Source organism: Micromonospora sp. CPM1 (genome assembly GCF_023896895.1).
Classification (GTDB): Bacteria; Actinomycetota; Actinomycetes; order Mycobacteriales; family Micromonosporaceae; genus Micromonospora; species Micromonospora tulbaghiae.
The window spans coordinates 18378-34308 of sequence record NZ_JAMHIU010000007.1; the positions used below are offsets into that span (position 1 = coordinate 18378).

The window sequence follows — 15931 nt, forward strand, 5'->3', positions numbered from 1 at the left end:
CTGCGGTCAGCGCCGGAACGGGCCGCGCACCTCGTACGTGATGCCGCCGGTGCCGGCCCGGGCGCCGCTGGTGCCGCGCTGCGAGGAGAAGTAGAGCCGGCTGCCGTCCGGGGAGAACGCCGGGCCGGTGATCTCCGACTCGGACTGCCCGAGCAGCCGCAGGAACGGCGTCACCACACCGGCCGGTGTGATCACGTTGATCTCCATGTCGCCGCCGTCCTCGGCCACGTAGAGGTCACCGCCGGCGGTGCCGGTGATGTTGTCGACGCCGGTCAGCGGCGCGGCCCCGGCCGGCACCAGCGAGTCGTCGTACGCGAGGTCGAGCCGCTGGTTCACCGCGTCGTACGCCCACACCCGGTTGTCGCCCTTGGTGGTGAACCAGCAGGTGTCGTCGGCGTACCAGCAGCCCTCGCCGCCGTCGAACGTCTGCGCCGCGGCCACCTGGTAGCGGGTGGGCACCGGGAACCCGTCGCGGTCCGGCAGGTCCCGCCAGGTCACCGGCCCGGTCACCTGGCCGTCCGGGGCGCAGAGCACCTGCACCCGGCCGGTGCGCAGGTCACCCCAGGTGTCCGGGACGAACCGGTAGAAGCAGCCGTCCCCCTCGTCCTCGGTCAGGTAGACCACCCGCCGCACCGGGTCGCAGGCCGCCGCCTCGTGCTTGAAGCGGCCCATCCGGGTCCGCTCCTCGCCGGACCGGCCACCGGCCGGCCAGGTCTCGAACACGCGGCCCAGCGGCACCTCCTCGCAGGACAGCCACGTCCCCCACGGGGTCGGCCCGCCCGCGCAGTTGACGTTCGTGCCACCGAGGATCCGGTACGCGGCGGCGATCGCGCCGTCGGCGGCGAACCGCACCGCCGAGGCGCCGCCGACGAGCGGCACCTCCGAGTTGGAGACGTAGATCCAGCCGTCGCCGGCCGGGAAGCAGGCGCCGCCGTCGGGCGCCGGGTGCCAGGTGTACGAGGTGCCCGCGACCCGCTGACCGGAACGCGCGATCACCCGGCTGGTGAAGCCGGCCGGCAACTGGAGGCTGTTGGCGTCGGCGGCCAGCAGGTCGCCGTACGGGCCCGGGCCGGGCTGGGCGGGCTGGGCCGGGGCGGCCGCGGCGGCCCAGAGACCGCCGGCGAGAGCGGCGGCGCCACCGGCGGCTGTGGCGCGCAGGACGGTACGACGATCCATCGGGGATTACCTCCCGGGGGCGGTGGGTGTCCCGTCGACGGTAGGACGAAAATGCATCGACAACTGCCACTATAGGGTGAACGCGGGGTGACGGCCGTCCGGCGTCAGAGGCCTTCGACGTACCGCTTCGCGTCGGCGAGCGACATGTGCGTGTGCTCCCGCACCACCTTGATCGCCTGGATCTTCTTGCCCCGGTACAGCAGCCGCGCGGCCTCGGCCCGCACCGCGTCGTTGACGCCCTTTCCCGGTGCCGGCGGGCCGGGCGACCAGGTTCCGCCGGACGCCAGCACGTCCACCGCCCGCTTCGCGTCCAGCAGCGACAGCCCGGTCTGCTCGCGCAGCACCTTGACCGCCTCGACCGTACGCCCCGCGCGGGCCAGCCGGAGCACCTCGGCCTGCCCGTCGCCCGCCGGGCGGTCCGGGGCGACCAGATCCCGGGGACGGCCGCGCCGCAACGCGAGCAGGAGCAGGAACACCACCACGACGAGCGCCACCGCGAGCGCGATCTGGACAGCCGGGGACATGCCCGGAACGGTAGCGCCCCGGCGCGAACCCTCCCGCCTGTGCCCTGCCGCCGCTACGCTCCGGTCCCATGAGCGACGCGAGTGAGCTGCCGTCCCGCGCCGACGTCGTCGTGGTCGGCGCCGGGCACAACGGCCTGGTCTCGGCGATCCTGCTGGCCCGCGCCGGCCTGGACGTCCTCGTGCTGGAGGCATCCGGGGTGATCGGCGGGGCGACCCGCACCGAGAATCCGTTCCCGAAGGTGCCGGGGCTGCGTCACTCCACCGGGTCGTACCTGCTCGGGCTGATGCCGCCGGAACTGCTGGCCACGCTCGACGTGACCATCCCGGTGCTGCGCCGCGACCCGCACTACTTCCTGCCCACGCCGGGCGGGCTCGGCTCGCCGTACCTGCTGGCCGGCAGCGACGTGGCGGCCGGCCGGCGGCAGCTCGCGGAGATGTTCTCCGCCGCCGACGTCGCCGCCGACGACGCGCTGCACGCCGAGCTGGCCCGGTTGCGGGAGGATCTCGCCCCGGCGTGGCTGGCCGAGCCGCTGCCGGTCGAGGAGACCGCCGAACGCTACGTCCGGCCCGCGCTGCGGCAGGTCTTCGTCGACCTGGTGCGCGGCTCGGTGGCCGACCACCTGGCCCGCTTCGACTTCCGCTCCGAGCTGCTGGTCAGCATGTACGCGGTCACCGACGGGCTGTCCGGGCTGAACGCCGGCCCGGACGACCCCGGCACCGGGCACAACTTCCTGGTCCACAACATGTGCCGGCTGCCCGGCGCGGACGGCACCTGGATGATCACCCGGGGCGGGATGGGCACCGTGTCGCGCACGTTCGCCGAGGCCGCCGAGCGCGCCGGGGCGCGGATCGTCGCCGACGCGCCGGTCACCGCCATCCGGCTGACCGGGGGCGCCGCCGCCGGGGTGACGCTCGCCGACGGCCGGGAGGTCGACGCCTCCGTGGTGCTCGGCGCCTGTGACCCGTACCGGCTGATGGAGCTGCTGCCCGACGGCGCGCTCCCGGCGGAGCTGGGCGCGCGGATGGCGGCGGTCCGCCGCACCGGCACCACGCTCAAGCTCAACCTGGCGCTGACCGGGCTGCCGCGCTTCTCCTGCCTGCCGGACGACGCGCCGAGCCCGTTCGGCTCGACCATCCACCTGCTGCCCGGCTCGGCCTCGCTCGTCGGCGACGGCGGGGAGTCACCCATGACGGCGCTGCGCGGCATGTGGGCGGACGTGCGGGCCGGACGGCTGCCGGACGAGCCGACGATCGAGTGGTACCTGCACACCACTGTCGACCCGTCGCTGTCCGACGACGCGGGACACCACTCGTCGGCGTTGTTCGTGCAGTCGGTCCCCTACGAGCCGGCCGGCACCACCTGGGACGCGGCGCTGCCCGGGTACGTGCAGCGGCTGCTCGCGATCTGCGAGCGGTACGCCCCGGGCGCCGCCGACCTGGTCGCGGACGCGGTGCCGCTGCCGCCGCCCGGCATCGAGGCGCACTTCGGCATCACCGGCGGGCACATCCACCACGTCGACAACGCGGTGTCGTTCACCGACCGGATGCCGTACGCGACGGGTGTGGACGGCGTGTACGCGGGCAGCGCCGGCTGCCACCCGGCGGGCAGCGTGATCGGCGCGGCCGGGCACAACGCGGCCCGGCGCATCCTCGCCGACCTGGGCTGAGTCCTCACGGCGTGTCGGGCGCCTCCTGGCCGGCCGGCGGGAGGTCGCCCGGCCCGCGCACCAGGTAGACGCCGACCAGCAGCAGGTACGCCAGCAGGCTCAGCACCGGGTCGACGAACACGATCGCGAACGCGACCAGGTAGAGCAGCGGACCGAGGCGGAACCGGCGGGCCACCGCCCGCGCCAGCCTCGGGTCGAGGCCCGGTTGCAGCAGCCCGCGGCGGCGCGCCCACCACCAGCTCAGGTTGAAGAACAGCGCCTCACCGAGCACCACGCCCGCGTACAGCGCGGCGGTCAGCCGCTGGTCGTCGACGGTGCCGCGCAGGTTGTCCGCGAGCAGGTCGGCGGTGAACGGGATCGCCGCCACGAACATCAGCAGCAGCAGGTTCAGCACCAGCAGCATCTGGTCGACCCGGCGGACGTACCGCCACATGTTGTGGTGGGTCAGCCAGACCTGGCCGACGATGGCGAACGTGATCACGTACGCCAGGTAGGCGCGCCACTCGTGCAGCAGCGCGGCCGGCAGCCCGTCGTCCTGCGGCGTGTCCGGGTCGAACGACAGCAGCTCGACGGCCATCAGGGTGAGCACGATGGCGATCACCGCGTCGCTGAACGCCTCCACCCGGGAGGCGTCGCGCGCCATCTCGTTGCCGCGCCCGAACCGGTACGCCGGTTCCCTGTCCGCACCCGTCACGCCGCCCCCTCCCGACCGATGGTCGCGTGCCGGGGGCGGCGGACGGGGCGGAAACCGTCAGATGGCCGCTTCCCCGGCCGGTGCCGGGGTCTCCACGTCGGCGCGGTGCGCACGGATCTTGTGCCCGACGCTGGTCAGGCAGCGCCCGCTGGCCAGGTCGAACTTCCAGCCGTGCAGCTGGCAGGTGAGCTGGTCGCCGTCGACGATGCCGAACCGGCTCAGGTCCGCCTTCAGGTGCGGGCAGCGCCGCTGCACCACCCAGCCGTCGAGCGTGATGTCCTCGGCGTCGACCGCCCGCTCGTGCTCGTCGTACCAGCCCTCGGCGTACTGGAGGCGCTCCTCGGACAGGCACTTGAAGAAGGCGTAGACGAACTCGTTGTACTGGCCGATGCGGGCCGCGGAGAAACGGCAGGACAGAAACAGCGAGTTGACCCAGTCCACCTCGCCGATGTGCAGCAGGTGCTCGATCAGCGCACGCTCGGTACGGAACCGGTAGCGGACCTTCTCGTCCGCGTACGGCCGGACCTCCTTGCCCGGGAAGTCCACCACGATGGATTCGACGCTCTCTCCGTCGTAGCCGACCAGGTCGAAGCGGACCGGGCCGCCGACGCCCTTGGCCAGGTAGATCGACTCGTCCAGCAGCGGCTCGATCCGGCGCTTCATCTCGCCCAGCACGTCGACCTCGGGGTGCCGCCAGGACGCCTTCTCGGCCTCGATCACGCCGCGCTTGCGCTCCCGCATCTCCTCCAGGTGGGCGACCTTGTTCGCGAAGAACTCCTCCACCGGCACCGGGTGCGTGGTGGTCGCGCCCTCGGTGGTGACCTCCGCGACGCTGCCCGGCAGCAGCACGATGCCGTTGGTGCCGCCGACCTTGGCGTACTCGGCCAGGAACACCGACTGGTCGGGGAAGATGTTGCCCTCGTCGCCGAAGATGTCGTTGAACTGCCACAGCTCGTCGTCGAGGAAGCACGGCGGGCCGGCGATCGGGAAGACGTGGTCGGCCTTCAGGTCGTCGATGTAGCGCCAGGTGCGGTCGAACTGCCGGTCCCGCTTCTGCTTGCCGAACGCGGTCTTCGCCGCCTGCGGCAGCTCGTAGACCATCGGGTACCAGATCGCGCCGGAGAACTGGAGCATGTGCGCGTGCACGTGGCCCAGCTCGGCGAACACGCTCAGGTCGGTCGGCCGGGCGTCGTTCTGGTTGAGCAGCCGCACGCCGTCGTACTCGACCCAGAGCGAGGAGTCGCCGATCGGGCCGTCGGTCGGGCTGGTCAGCGCCTGGATCATGATCTTCAGGCCGCCGGGCAGCTCCACCACCTGCTCGTTCGGGGCCTTGAGGAACTTGGTGAAGCCCAGCTCCCGGAACTCGTCCTCCATCTCCGAGGTGGGGAACTCGGGCAGCAGGACTGTGGCGTCCTTGGACACGAAGTCACGCAGGTGCTTCGCGTCGAAGTGGTCCCGGTGCAGGTGCGACACGTACAGGTAGTCGACCTGACCCAGGGTCGCCCAGTCGAGGAGGGAGTTGTCCGGGAAGGGGAACCACGAGGCGAAGTAGGCGGGGTTGACCCACGGGTCGCACAGGATGCTGCCCGCGGCCGTGTCGATCCGCATGCTGGCATGCCCCGTACCGGTCACTCGCACCGCAGTCCTCCTCAAAAAGGCATCAAGGTGTACGTCAAGACGCTACCGGAGGCAGTGTGCTCGCCGTCCCGCGACGCCGGTAGTGGCCATCCGCCCCCACCGGTACGGGACCAACGACCCGGGCCGGCCGGGCCGCCCGCTGTCGCCCGCCCGGGTCATCCCCGGCACAGGAGGTCGGACCCTGCGCCGGGCCCGGTTGGGGGCGTGCCAGACTGATCGGAGATCCGATCGCGAGGGAAGGACCGACAGTGGCAGGAGACGAGCCGGTAACCGCGCCAGATCAGCACAAGCCCGGACACCGCAAGTCCGGACGGATCGGTGCGGTGCTGTCGGCGTTGGCCTTGGTTCTGATGGCGTTCTGCGGGATCGAGGAGGGCCGGGTGGAGCACATCTGGCTGTTCGGGATCGCCGGACTGCTGATCGCCATCGTCATCGGCGACGCCGTGCTGCGCCGCAACGGCCTGCGGTCCTGACGCGCGGCGCCCACGGTAGTGCGCGAAGGGCCCGCCCCCCGGTGAGGGGGCGGGCCCTTCGTCGTCTCGCGGCCGGGGTCAGCGGCCGAGCAGGATGTCCTGCACGTCCTTGAGCGCGGCGTCGACCTCGGCCTCGAAGTAGCCACCGGGCACCAGCCCGAAGCGCAGCGTGTCGAGTTCCTTCGGGTTCACCGGCATCGGGTTGCGCCCCTGCATGCCGCCCAGCAGCGTCTCGAAGAACCGGTCGACCTGATCCGGGTCGTAGCCGCTGCCGAACCGGCGGACCTGAAAGCTGCGCCGGATCTGGTCGACCCGGTGCAGGTCACTGCCGGGCGGACCGGCCATCGGCGGTCCCACCATCGGCGGCCCGGCGACCGGCGGACCCACGAGCGGCGGGCCGGTCATCGAGGGGCCCGGGCCGTAGCCCTGGTCCGGCGGACCGTAACCCGGGTCGGGCGGCCCGTAGCCGGGCTCCGGTGCGCCGTAGCCCTGCTGCGGCAGCGCCGGCGGGCCGCCGGGGCCACGACCACGCAGCTCGCGCTCGGGCATGCGGATCTCGGCGGTCATGTCGGCACGCGCGCGCCGGCCGGCCTCGAACCCGTCGAACCGCTCCTCCTGGCCGTACCCGCCGGGACCGCTGTCCGGCGGACCGTAGCCACCCGGGCCGCTGTCCGGCGGACCGTACCCACCGGGGCCGCTGTCGGGCGGACCGTAGCCGCCGGGGCCGTTGTCCGGCGGACCGTAGCCACCCGGGCCGGGCGGCAGGCCGCGCGGCGGCGGGCCGCCGTGCCCCATCGGCGCACCCGGACCCATCGGGCCGGGACCACCCGGGCCGCGGGGGCCGTCGTAGCCGCCGCGCGGGCCGTCGTAGCCACCGGCGAACGCGCCGGTCGGCTCGTCGTAGCGGTTGCCGTAGCGGTCGGCGGGCGGGCCGGGCTGAGCGGGCATCTGCCGGGGCGGCATCGGCGGCTGCGGCACCGGCGACATGCCCCGGTCGTCGCGCATCGGCGGGCCGAGCCGGTCGGCCATCCGGGGATCGCCACCGCGCCCGGCCGGTGCGCCACCGCGCTCCTCCAGCTCGGCGAGCTGCCGCTCGACCCGGTCGAGGTGCAGGTCGACCTGCCACTCGTCGTAGCCGTTGAACCGGACCCGGAAGACGACGTCGTGGACCTCCTGGGAGGCCACGGGCGCGCCGATCGGCTGGCCGTCGAGTGTCGCCTCGACCCGGTCCAGGAAGGCATCGACCTCGTCGACCTTGTAGCCCCGGCGGAGCGCCTTACGCCGGAAACGCTGACCCTGACTCGCCACTATGTCTCCTGGTCTCGTACCGCTACGCCGTTGCCGCGCCTGAGTCGCCGTCCGTGTCCCCGGCGGCGGCGAGCTGCCCACAGGCCCCGTCGATCTCGCGTCCCCGGGTGTCGCGCACCGTGGTCGACACCCCGGCGTCGCGCAACCGCCGGACGAACTCCCGCTCGACCGGCTTCGGGCTGGCGTCCCAGCGGCTGCCCGGAGTCGGGTTGAGCGGGATCAGGTTCACGTGGGCCAGCTTGCCGGCCAGTAGCCGCCCGAGCAGATCGGCTCTCCACGGCTGATCGTTCACGTCCTTGATCATCGCGTATTCGATGGACACGCGACGCCCCGTCGTGGCCGCGTAGTCCCACGCCGCGTCCAGCACCTCGGACACCTTCCAGCGCTGGTTGACCGGGACGAGTTCGTCGCGCAGCTCATCATCGGGGGCGTGCAGCGACAACGCAAGGGTCACCGAGAGGTCTTCGCTGGCCAGTCGGCGGATCGCCGGCACCAGGCCCACCGTCGAGACGGTGATGTGCCGCTGCGACAGGCCCAGCCCCTCCGGCGCCGGGGCGACCAGCCGGCGGATCGCCGCCACCACCCGCGAGTAGTTGGCGAGCGGCTCACCCATCCCCATGAACACCACGTGCGACAGCCGCGGCGGCGACCCGGCGACCGCGCCGGAGGCGGCCACCCCGGCCAGGTAGACCGCCTGGTCGACGATCTCGGCGGTGGACAGGTTGCGGGTCAGCCCGGCCTGGCCGGTGGCGCAGAACGGGCAGGCCATGCCGCAGCCGGCCTGGCTGGAGATGCAGACGGTCACCCGGTCCGGGTAGCCCATCAGCACGCTCTCCACCAGCGAGCCGTCGTGCAGCCGCCACAGCGCCTTGCGGGTCGCGCCGTCGTCGCAGGCCAGCTCGCGTACCGGGGTCAGCAGGTTGGGCAGCAGCTCGCCGGCCAGCCGCTCCCGGGTCGCCGCCGGCAGGTCGGTCATCCGCTCCGGGTCGCGCACCAGGCGGCCGAAGTAGTGGTTGGAGACCTGCTTGGCGCGGAACGCGGGCTCACCCAGCTCGGCGACGAGCGCCTGCCGGCCCGGCAGGTCCAGGTCGGCGAGGTGGCGGGGAGGCATCGCGGGCCGGCGGCCGCGGGCGTCGGGGTCTACGGAGATCAGCGGGAGACTCGTCATGGCGCGTCCAGTCTGACACGCTCCCGCCCGGACGCACCCGTCCGTACGTGTCGAATCGCCCCCGGCCACCCGGTCCGCAGCGGGTCGCCGCCGTGACGCATGCCTCAGCTCACCACCGGGACGAAGACCGCGAGCAGCAGGTAGGCCACCGGCACGGCGAACAGGATCGAGTCGAGCCGGTCCATCAGACCGCCGTGCCCGGGCAGCAGGTTGCTCATGTCCTTGACGCCGAGATCCCGCTTGATCATCGACTCGGCGAGATCACCGAGCACCGCCGAGACCGAGATCGCCATCCCGAACAGCGCACCCCACCAGGGGGCCACGTCGAACAACGCCCACAGCAGCGCCGCGCTGCCCGCCGCCGCGGCCGTCACCGAGCCGGCGAAGCCCTCCCAGGACTTCTTCGGGCTGATCGTCGGTGCCATCGGGTGCTTGCCGAAACTCACGCCCGCGGCGTACCCGCCGGTGTCGGAGAGCACCACCGCCGCCAGCGTCACCAGCACCCGCAGGGCCCCGTCGTCGGGCGCCGCCGCGAGCATGGCCGCGAACCCGGCGAGGAACGGCACGTACACCGCGATCAGGGTGGCCGCGGTCAGGTCGCGCTGGTAGTTGCCGGGCCCGTCGCCCAGCCGCCAGATCATCGTGCCCAGCACCGTGACCAGCAGCCCGAGGCACAGCGCGTCGGGGCCCGCGTACCAGGCCAGGCCCACTGTGATCACGCCACCGGCGACGAGCGGCGCCAGCGGCGGGTGGGCGCCGCTGCGGCGTACCGCGCGGGCCATCTCCCAGATGCCGATCCCCACCGCGGCCGCGAGCACGGCGAGGAACGCCGGCATGAAGAAGAACAGCGGCACCACGACCGCCGCGCCGAGGGCCACCCCGACGCCGATCGCGGCCGGCAGGTTGCGCCCCGCCCGGGAAGCCTTCGGTGCGGTGGTCGGCGGACGCTCCGCGCTCGCCCGACGGCGTCCCGGCCCGCGGCGGCCGGCCGGCGGCTCGGGCGTGGGTGCGGGCTCGTCGCGTACCGCCGGGATCTGGTCGGTGGGCTCGTCCCGGACCGGCGCGATCTGCGCGGTCGGGTACTCGTCGTCGCGGGCGGGCTCGCCCCACGGGCCGTCGTGCTCCGGCCCGTCCGGCCGGGCGCGGTCACCGGCCGGCGGTCCGTCGTACCGGCCCGGGCCGTCGTGGTGCCGCGAGGTCGTCGGGTACGGCCCGGCGTACGTGTCCGGAGCGGCATAGGTGTCCGGAGCGGCATAGGTGTCCGGACCGGCGTACGGGTCCGGGCCTGCGCCGGGACGGGCGTAGGTGTCCGGCTCGGCGGGGTGGGTGTGCGCGGCCGGGCCGGGCCGCCATGGGCCGGGCTCCAGATCGGTGTCCGGCCAGGGCAGGGCCGGGGCGGCCGGGCGGTCCCAGCCGCGCGACTCGGTGTTGCCGTAGGGGTCGGGGTGGGACATCACGCACCGGCAGCCGGTACGAGAGCCACCACATGACGCAAGACCAAGACCATCCCCTACCGGCGTGAGACTTCCTGTTTTACCGACCGAGGGCCGGGCGACTCCCGCCGTTCACCCCGTGGTGGTCGGGAATCGTGCCGAGCCTACTGCACCCGCCGCGGCCCCGAGGGTGTGCGCCGCCGGGCACGACGACGGCACCGGGCCGCCGCCCGGGCGGGCGACGGCGGCGCGGTGCCGTGCGAGATACGCGGGTGCTCAGACCTCGAGCAGCTCGCTCTCCTTGTGCTTGACCAGCTCGTCGACGTTGGCGACGAAGCGCTGGGTCAGGTCGTCCAGCTCCTTCTCCGCGCGCCGGCCCTCGTCCTCGCCGACCTCGCCGTCCTTGACCAGGCGGTCCAGCTCTTCCTTGGCCTTGCGGCGGATGTTGCGGACGGCGACCTTGGCCTCCTCGCCCTTCTGCCGGGCGACCTTGATCATGTCGCGGCGCCGCTCCTCGGTCATCTGCGGCAGGACGATGCGGAGCTGGTTGCCCTCGTTGTTCGGGTTGGCCCCGAGGTCCGAGTCGCGGATCGCCTTCTCCATGGCGCCCAGCTGCGAGTTGTCGTACGGCTTGATGATCACCATGCGCGGCTCGGGCACCGCGATGGACGCCATCTGCGGCAGCGGGGTCGGGCTGCCGTAGTAGTCGATGACGATCCGGGAGAACATGGCGGCGTTGGCGCGTCCGGTACGGATGCCGCCGAACTCCTCCTTGGCGTGCTCGATGGCACGCTCCATCTTCTCCTCCGCCTCGAGGAGGGTGTCGTCGATCACCGGTCTCCTCGCCTCCTTCTGTCGCTCGTCGTGTGTGGTGCGGGTGCTGCCGTGGCAGAGGGACCGCTGCCGGTCCGGCGGGCCGGTCAGGCGGTGATCAGGGTGCCGATCTTCTCGCCGCCGACGGCCCGGACGATGGTGTCGTCGCCCTGGGCGCCGAAGACCAGCATCGGCAGGCCGTTCTCCATGCAGAGGCTGAACGCGGCGGCGTCGGCCACCCGCAGATTACGGCGCAGCACCTCGGAGAAGGTGATCGAGTCGAGCTTGCTCGCGGTCGGGTCGATCCGGGGGTCGGCGGTGTAGACCGCGTCCACGCCGTTCTTGCTCATCAGGACCACGTCCGCGCGGATCTCCAGCGCCCGCTGGGCGGCCACCGTGTCGGTGGAGAAGTACGGCATGCCGGCGCCGGCGCCGAAGATGACCACGCGGCCCTTCTCCAGGTGCCGGATAGCGCGCAGCGGGATGTACGGCTCGGCGACCTGGGCCATGGTGATCGCGCTCTGCACCCGGGTCTCGATGCCCTCCTTCTCCAGGAAGTCCTGGAGGGCCAGGCAGTTCATGACCGTGCCCAGCATGCCCATGTAGTCGGCGCGGGCGCGGTCCATGCCGCGCTTCTGCAGCTCGGCGCCGCGGAAGAAGTTGCCGCCGCCGACCACCACCGACACCTGCACGCCGCGGCGTACCACTGTGGCGATCTGGCGGGCGATGCCCTGCACGACGTCGGGGTCGACGCCGATCGCGCCGCCGCCGAAGACCTCACCGGAGAGCTTCAGCACCACCCGGCGGGACCGACCGGGCGGAGGGGCGGTCGGGTCCTCCGCCGCCAGGCTCCGGTCACTCACAACCTGCGTCATCCGCCCCGCCCCTTCTCCCCGCGCATCGCGCGAGCGTCGCGTACGTGCCCCTGCCGACCCTATGTGACGAGGAGGCCGCGGTGCCTGTCGCGTACACCGGTGGCCTCCTCGTCGACGTTCTCCCCTGTGCCCGGGCCGGACGGCCCGGTGCGGCGGCTCAGGCCTGGCCGACCTCGAACCGCAGGAAGCGGGTCACCTCGATGCCGGCGTCGGCCAGCACCTGCTTGACGGTCTTCTTGTTGTCGGCGACCGACGCCTGCTCCAGCAGGACGAAGTCCTTGAAGAAGGCGTTGACCCGGCCCTCGACGATCTTCGGCAGCGCCGCCTCGGGCTTGTTCTCCTCGCGGGCGGTCTGCTCGGCGATGCGCCGCTCGGACTCGACGGTCTCGGCCGGCACCTCGTCACGGGTGAGGTACTTCGGCCGCATCGCGGCGATCTGCATCGCCACGGCGCGCGCGTCGGCGTCGGCCGCCTCGTCGCTCTTGCCGGTGAACTCGACCAGCACGCCGACCGCCGGGGGCAGGTCCTGGCTCTTGCGGTGCATGTAGACCGCGGTGGTGCCGTCCAGCTTGGCGAAGCGGTTGAGCACCAGCTTCTCGCCGATCTTGGCGGACTGCTCCTGGATCAGGTCGGCCACGCTCTTGCCGTCGATGCTGCTGGCGAGCAGCTCCTCGGCGTTGGTGGCGCCGCTGGCCACGCCGTGCTCGACCAGCTGCTGGGCCAGCGCGATGAAGGCGTCGTTCTTGGCGACGAAGTCGGTCTCGCAGTTGAGCTCGAGCAGCGCCTGGCCGGAGTGGGCGATGAGGCCGTTGGCGGCGGTGCGCCCGGCCCGCTTGCCGACGTCCTTGGCGCCCTTGACGCGCAGGATCTCGACGGCCTTGTCGAAGTCGCCCTCGGCCTCGGTCAGCGCCTTCTTGGAGTCCATCATGCCGGCGCCGGTGAGGTCGCGGAGCTTCTTGACGTCCGCGGCGGTGAAGTTGGACATGACTCTCTCTTCGGTGTCAGTGAGGTGGTCTGGGGTGCTGGTTACCCGGTTCCGGGCCGGATCTGCCCGGCGTACCCGTCGCGTCCCCACCGCCGGGAATCCGGCCGGTGGGGACGCGACGGCGAGATCACTCCGCGGAGGCGGTCGCCGGCTGCTCGGCGGCCGGCGCGGCCTGCTCGGCGGCCGGCGCGGCGGCGGCGGGCTGCTCGTCAGCCTTCTTCGGCTCCTCGAGCAGCTCGCGCTCCCACTCGGCCAGCGGCTCGTCGGCACCGACCTGGCCGGCCTCGGGCTTCTCGTCCGCGCCCCGGTTGCGGCCGGAGCGGGCGATCAGACCGTCGGCGACGGCGGCGGCGACGACCTTGGTCAGCAGCTCGGCCGAGCGGATGGCGTCGTCGTTGCCCGGGATCGGGAAGTCGACCTCGTCCGGGTCGCAGTTGGTGTCGAGCACCGCGATCACCGGGATGCCCAGCTTGCGGGCCTCGTCGACGGCGATGTGCTCCTTCTTGGTGTCGACGATCCAGACCGCGGCCGGGAGCTTCTGCATGTCCCGCAGACCACCGAGGGTCTTGGTGAGCTTGATCTTCTCGCGGGAGAGCTGGAGCGTCTCCTTCTTGGTGTAACCGGCGGCGGTGCCGCTCAGGTCACCCAGGGCCTCCAGCTCCTTCATCCGCTGCAGCCGCTTGTACACGGTCTGGAAGTTGGTCAGCATGCCACCGAGCCAGCGGTGGTTGACGTACGGCTGGCCGACCCGGGTCGCCTGCTCGGCGATGGCCTCCTGGGCCTGCTTCTTGGTGCCGACGAACAGGATGCTGCCGCCACCGGCGACGGTGGTGCGGACGAACTCGTACGCCTTCTCGATGTAGTCGAGCGTCTGGCGCAGGTCGATGATGTAGATACCGTTGCGCTCGGTGAAGATGAAGCGCTTCATCTTCGGGTTCCAGCGCCGGGTCTGGTGCCCGAAGTGCACACCGCTTTCCAGCAGCTGACGCATGGTCACGACGGCCATGGTGGGTTACTCCTACGTTGTCCCTGGTTGTCCGTCCGGCCGGCGGCCGGACGCCTGGCGCCCGGTCGCCGGCCAGGGTGGGCCCGATACGTCAGACCGGGACCAGGGAGGCCGTCGCCCCACGGAGGAGACCGTGGAGAGGGCACGCGAGGTCGACCGCACGAGGCGGTCGCCAGTCGACCAGTGTACGCGCCCTCCCCGCTGCCCGGCCCCCGGGTGCGGGAGGCCGCCTTGACCGACCCCGGGGACGGCCTTGATCGACTCCGGCCTTGATCGACGCCATTACGGCGAAGTGGCGGTGTCAACCTGTCGGTGACACCGCCACTTCGCCGTACTGGGGTCAGCGGGCGTTCGCCGCTCAGCCCGCCGCCAGGGCGGCGGCCAGGAACAGCACCAGGCCGACGGTCAGGTACGCCGTCGGCGGGCGCAGCCAGCCCCGGCTGCCGTCGGCGAGCGCCAGCCCGCCGGTGCGCAACCCGTACAAGCCGGTGCCGAAGATCGGCAGCCCGACCACCAGGAAGATGCCCACCACCACGTGCGACGTCGACACCGGGTCGCCGAACAGGCCGTGCAGCAGCACCCGCACCGCCGGCACCTCCAGCACCAGCACCATCACCGCCAGCAGCACCGCCAGCGCGGGGCGCCGGGTCCGGTAGACGCCGTCACCGGGCGGCGGCCCGTCCGGACGCGGCAGCACCGCGGGCATCGGGCCGGTCGGCATCTCCAGCGGGTTCGGGGTCGCCGCCGGCTGGGCCGGGCCGCCCGGACGCTCGCCGATCCGCAGCGGGGTGGCCTCGCCCGGGTTCAGCCGTGCCGCGGCGGTCGGTTCGGCCCCGCCGTCCGGGCCGGTGGTTCCCGGTGCCGGCTCGACGACCGGGTAGCCGCCGATCGGGCTGAGCCGCGGCTTGTCGACGCCGGCAGCGCTCCGGGCGTCGACGCCGGGGCCGCCGGCCGGGTCGCTGCCGTGAGCGATGAGGCCGTACGGGTCGGTGCCGGCCGGGGCGGCGCCGGTCAGCGGGGCGGCCGCCGGCGTACCGAGCGAACTCGACAGCGGGTTGCCGTGCGCGGCGGTGCCGAGCGCGTCGACGCCGCTGCGGGACACCGCGCCGAGCGGGTCGTCCGCGCCACGGGCCGCCGACTCGCGAGCCGCGCGGCGGCCGGCGCGCGATCCGGGCAGCTCACCGGAGACCTCCGGGTCGTCCGGCCGCTGCGACCGCCAGCTACTCGTGTCGTCCACCAGCGGATCGGCGGCGGAGTACCGGCCCGGCTCGGCGTATCGGCTGTCACCGGCGCGCTGCTCGGGCGTGCGGTAGTCGTCGTCGCGGTAGCGGGGCTCGCCCGCGGCGCGCCAGTCCGACTCGTATCCCCGGTCGCCCCATCGCGACCCCTGCTCATCCTCAGAGTAGCTCCGTCGTCCGTCCACGACCGGCACGGTATGCGACCGGCTCCAGCCGCGCCATTCGGGTCACCGGGGATCGGCCCAGGTCAGCGCCGATGCCGCCGGGTCGCCGACGGGACACGGTCAGTAGCCGTACGGCGTGAACGTCGGCGTGACGTCCGGGTACGGGAAGTCGTCGGGGAAGGCGGGCACCACCCCTTCACGGTTCAGCACGGCGACCAGGAAGTGAGCCAGGCAACCGTCGAACAGGTGCCACTCGTCGAAATCCCGCCGCGGAACCGGAAGCGTGAGGCCGAGCGAGCGCTCCACCGCCGGCCAGTTCGGCGGCGCGCTCAGCCGGGCGGGAGGCGGCACCACCCGCGCCAGCCGCTCGACGTACCGGTTCATGCGAGTCTGAAGTCACTTCTGGTGACCCCGTACTCGTCGGGCACCACCAGGCAGCTGAATCGCCGGCCCGGGAGGCCGGACTCCTCGACACCCAGATTCAGGGCGAGCACGGCCGCATCCGTCTTCCGAAGCCTGGATCCGGCGTCCGCCTCGCGGAACTCCGCGATCCCGCCCCGCGTACCGACCACGACGTATTCGACTCTCCGGCCGGCGCCGTGTCCGTCGCGGTCATGGCGGGCATCCTGCGGCTGCCCACAGATGCCGCAGGTCGAAGCGTCGATGGACGTGTTCCGAGCCGTCACGGCATTCCCTTCGCGGTCGCGTCGGCTCATCATGCCTCCGCATGGCCGCTCCGTAGCCGATCGGGCTCATGATCGTCGTTCCG

General features: G+C 72.8%; 16 protein-coding genes. 2 read left to right on the forward strand and 14 right to left on the reverse strand.

What is annotated here, in order from left to right; translation table 11 throughout:
• Positions 1-6: 6 nt before the first annotated feature.
• Positions 7-1176, reverse strand: coding sequence for an alkaline phosphatase PhoX (locus M8C11_RS10350; RefSeq protein ID WP_252449393.1), 1170 nt, complete (start codon positions 1174-1176; stop codon positions 7-9).
• Between the two features lie 104 nt (positions 1177-1280).
• Positions 1281-1700 (reverse strand): 50S ribosomal protein L7/L12, encoded by a 420-nt coding sequence (locus M8C11_RS10355; RefSeq protein WP_252449394.1) that lies wholly within the window; start codon positions 1698-1700, stop codon positions 1281-1283.
• Positions 1701-1768: 68 nt separating this feature from the next.
• Here M8C11_RS10355 and M8C11_RS10360 point away from each other — a divergent pair, with 68 nt between their 5' ends.
• A complete protein-coding gene (locus tag M8C11_RS10360) occupies positions 1769-3367 on the forward strand; it encodes an NAD(P)/FAD-dependent oxidoreductase (RefSeq protein WP_252449395.1) in 1599 nt (532 codons plus the stop codon).
• Positions 3368-3371: 4 nt separating this feature from the next.
• Here M8C11_RS10360 and M8C11_RS10365 read toward each other — a convergent pair whose 3' ends face one another.
• Together M8C11_RS10365 and M8C11_RS10370 are read right to left on the reverse strand one after the other, a co-directional pair.
• Positions 3372-4010, reverse strand: a complete 639-nt coding sequence (locus tag M8C11_RS10365) for a TMEM175 family protein (RefSeq protein ID WP_199733249.1) — start codon at positions 4008-4010, stop codon at positions 3372-3374.
• 108 nt (positions 4011-4118) lie between these two features.
• Positions 4119-5699 (reverse strand): Rieske 2Fe-2S domain-containing protein, encoded by a 1581-nt coding sequence (locus M8C11_RS10370; RefSeq protein WP_252449396.1) that lies wholly within the window; start codon positions 5697-5699, stop codon positions 4119-4121.
• A 248-nt stretch (positions 5700-5947) separates the two neighbouring features.
• Between M8C11_RS10370 and M8C11_RS10375 the strand changes: the two genes are divergently transcribed.
• Positions 5948-6172 (forward strand): hypothetical protein, encoded by a 225-nt coding sequence (locus M8C11_RS10375; RefSeq protein WP_081635946.1) that lies wholly within the window; start codon positions 5948-5950, stop codon positions 6170-6172.
• 78 nt (positions 6173-6250) lie between these two features.
• Here the strand turns inward: M8C11_RS10375 and M8C11_RS10380 are convergent, their stop codons facing one another.
• The 10 genes from M8C11_RS10380 to M8C11_RS10425 all read right to left on the reverse strand — a co-directional run bounded on the left by M8C11_RS10380 (position 6251) and on the right by M8C11_RS10425 (position 15878).
• Complete coding sequence (locus tag M8C11_RS10380) at positions 6251-7480, reverse strand: DivIVA domain-containing protein (protein WP_252449397.1); 1230 nt, start codon at positions 7478-7480, stop codon at positions 6251-6253.
• Between the two features lie 22 nt (positions 7481-7502).
• Positions 7503-8648, reverse strand: a complete 1146-nt coding sequence (rlmN, locus tag M8C11_RS10385; RefSeq protein ID WP_252449398.1) for a 23S rRNA (adenine(2503)-C(2))-methyltransferase RlmN — start codon at positions 8646-8648, stop codon at positions 7503-7505.
• 104 nt (positions 8649-8752) lie between these two features.
• The gene (locus M8C11_RS10390) at positions 8753-10102 is read right to left on the reverse strand and encodes a phosphatidate cytidylyltransferase (RefSeq protein ID WP_252449399.1); all 1350 of its coding nucleotides are present in this window, start codon (positions 10100-10102) and stop codon (positions 8753-8755) included.
• A gap of 255 nt (positions 10103-10357) precedes the next feature.
• Entirely contained in the window at positions 10358-10915 is a 558-nt protein-coding gene (gene frr, locus M8C11_RS10395; RefSeq protein ID WP_091419619.1) for a ribosome recycling factor, read from the reverse strand.
• A gap of 86 nt (positions 10916-11001) precedes the next feature.
• On the reverse strand, positions 11002-11769 hold the full coding sequence (pyrH, locus tag M8C11_RS10400) for a UMP kinase (RefSeq protein ID WP_013284607.1): 768 nt from the start codon (positions 11767-11769) through the stop codon (positions 11002-11004).
• A gap of 157 nt (positions 11770-11926) precedes the next feature.
• Positions 11927-12754 carry a translation elongation factor Ts gene (gene tsf, locus M8C11_RS10405; protein WP_030269902.1) on the reverse strand — a complete coding sequence of 276 codons (828 nt, stop codon included), beginning with the start codon at positions 12752-12754 and terminating at the stop codon, positions 11927-11929.
• A 127-nt stretch (positions 12755-12881) separates the two neighbouring features.
• Positions 12882-13760 (reverse strand): 30S ribosomal protein S2, encoded by an 879-nt coding sequence (gene rpsB / locus M8C11_RS10410; RefSeq protein ID WP_120571161.1) that lies wholly within the window; start codon positions 13758-13760, stop codon positions 12882-12884.
• Between the two features lie 358 nt (positions 13761-14118).
• A complete protein-coding gene (locus M8C11_RS10415; RefSeq protein ID WP_120571162.1) occupies positions 14119-15192 on the reverse strand; it encodes a hypothetical protein in 1074 nt (357 codons plus the stop codon).
• Between the two features lie 90 nt (positions 15193-15282).
• A complete protein-coding gene (locus M8C11_RS10420) occupies positions 15283-15546 on the reverse strand; it encodes a hypothetical protein (protein WP_252449400.1) in 264 nt (87 codons plus the stop codon).
• Positions 15543-15878: a hypothetical protein gene (locus M8C11_RS10425; protein ID WP_252449401.1), complete on the reverse strand. Its 336-nt coding sequence runs from the start codon at positions 15876-15878 to the stop codon at positions 15543-15545. The genes M8C11_RS10420 and M8C11_RS10425 overlap by 4 nt, the downstream gene beginning before the upstream one ends.
• Positions 15879-15931 lie beyond the last annotated feature (53 nt).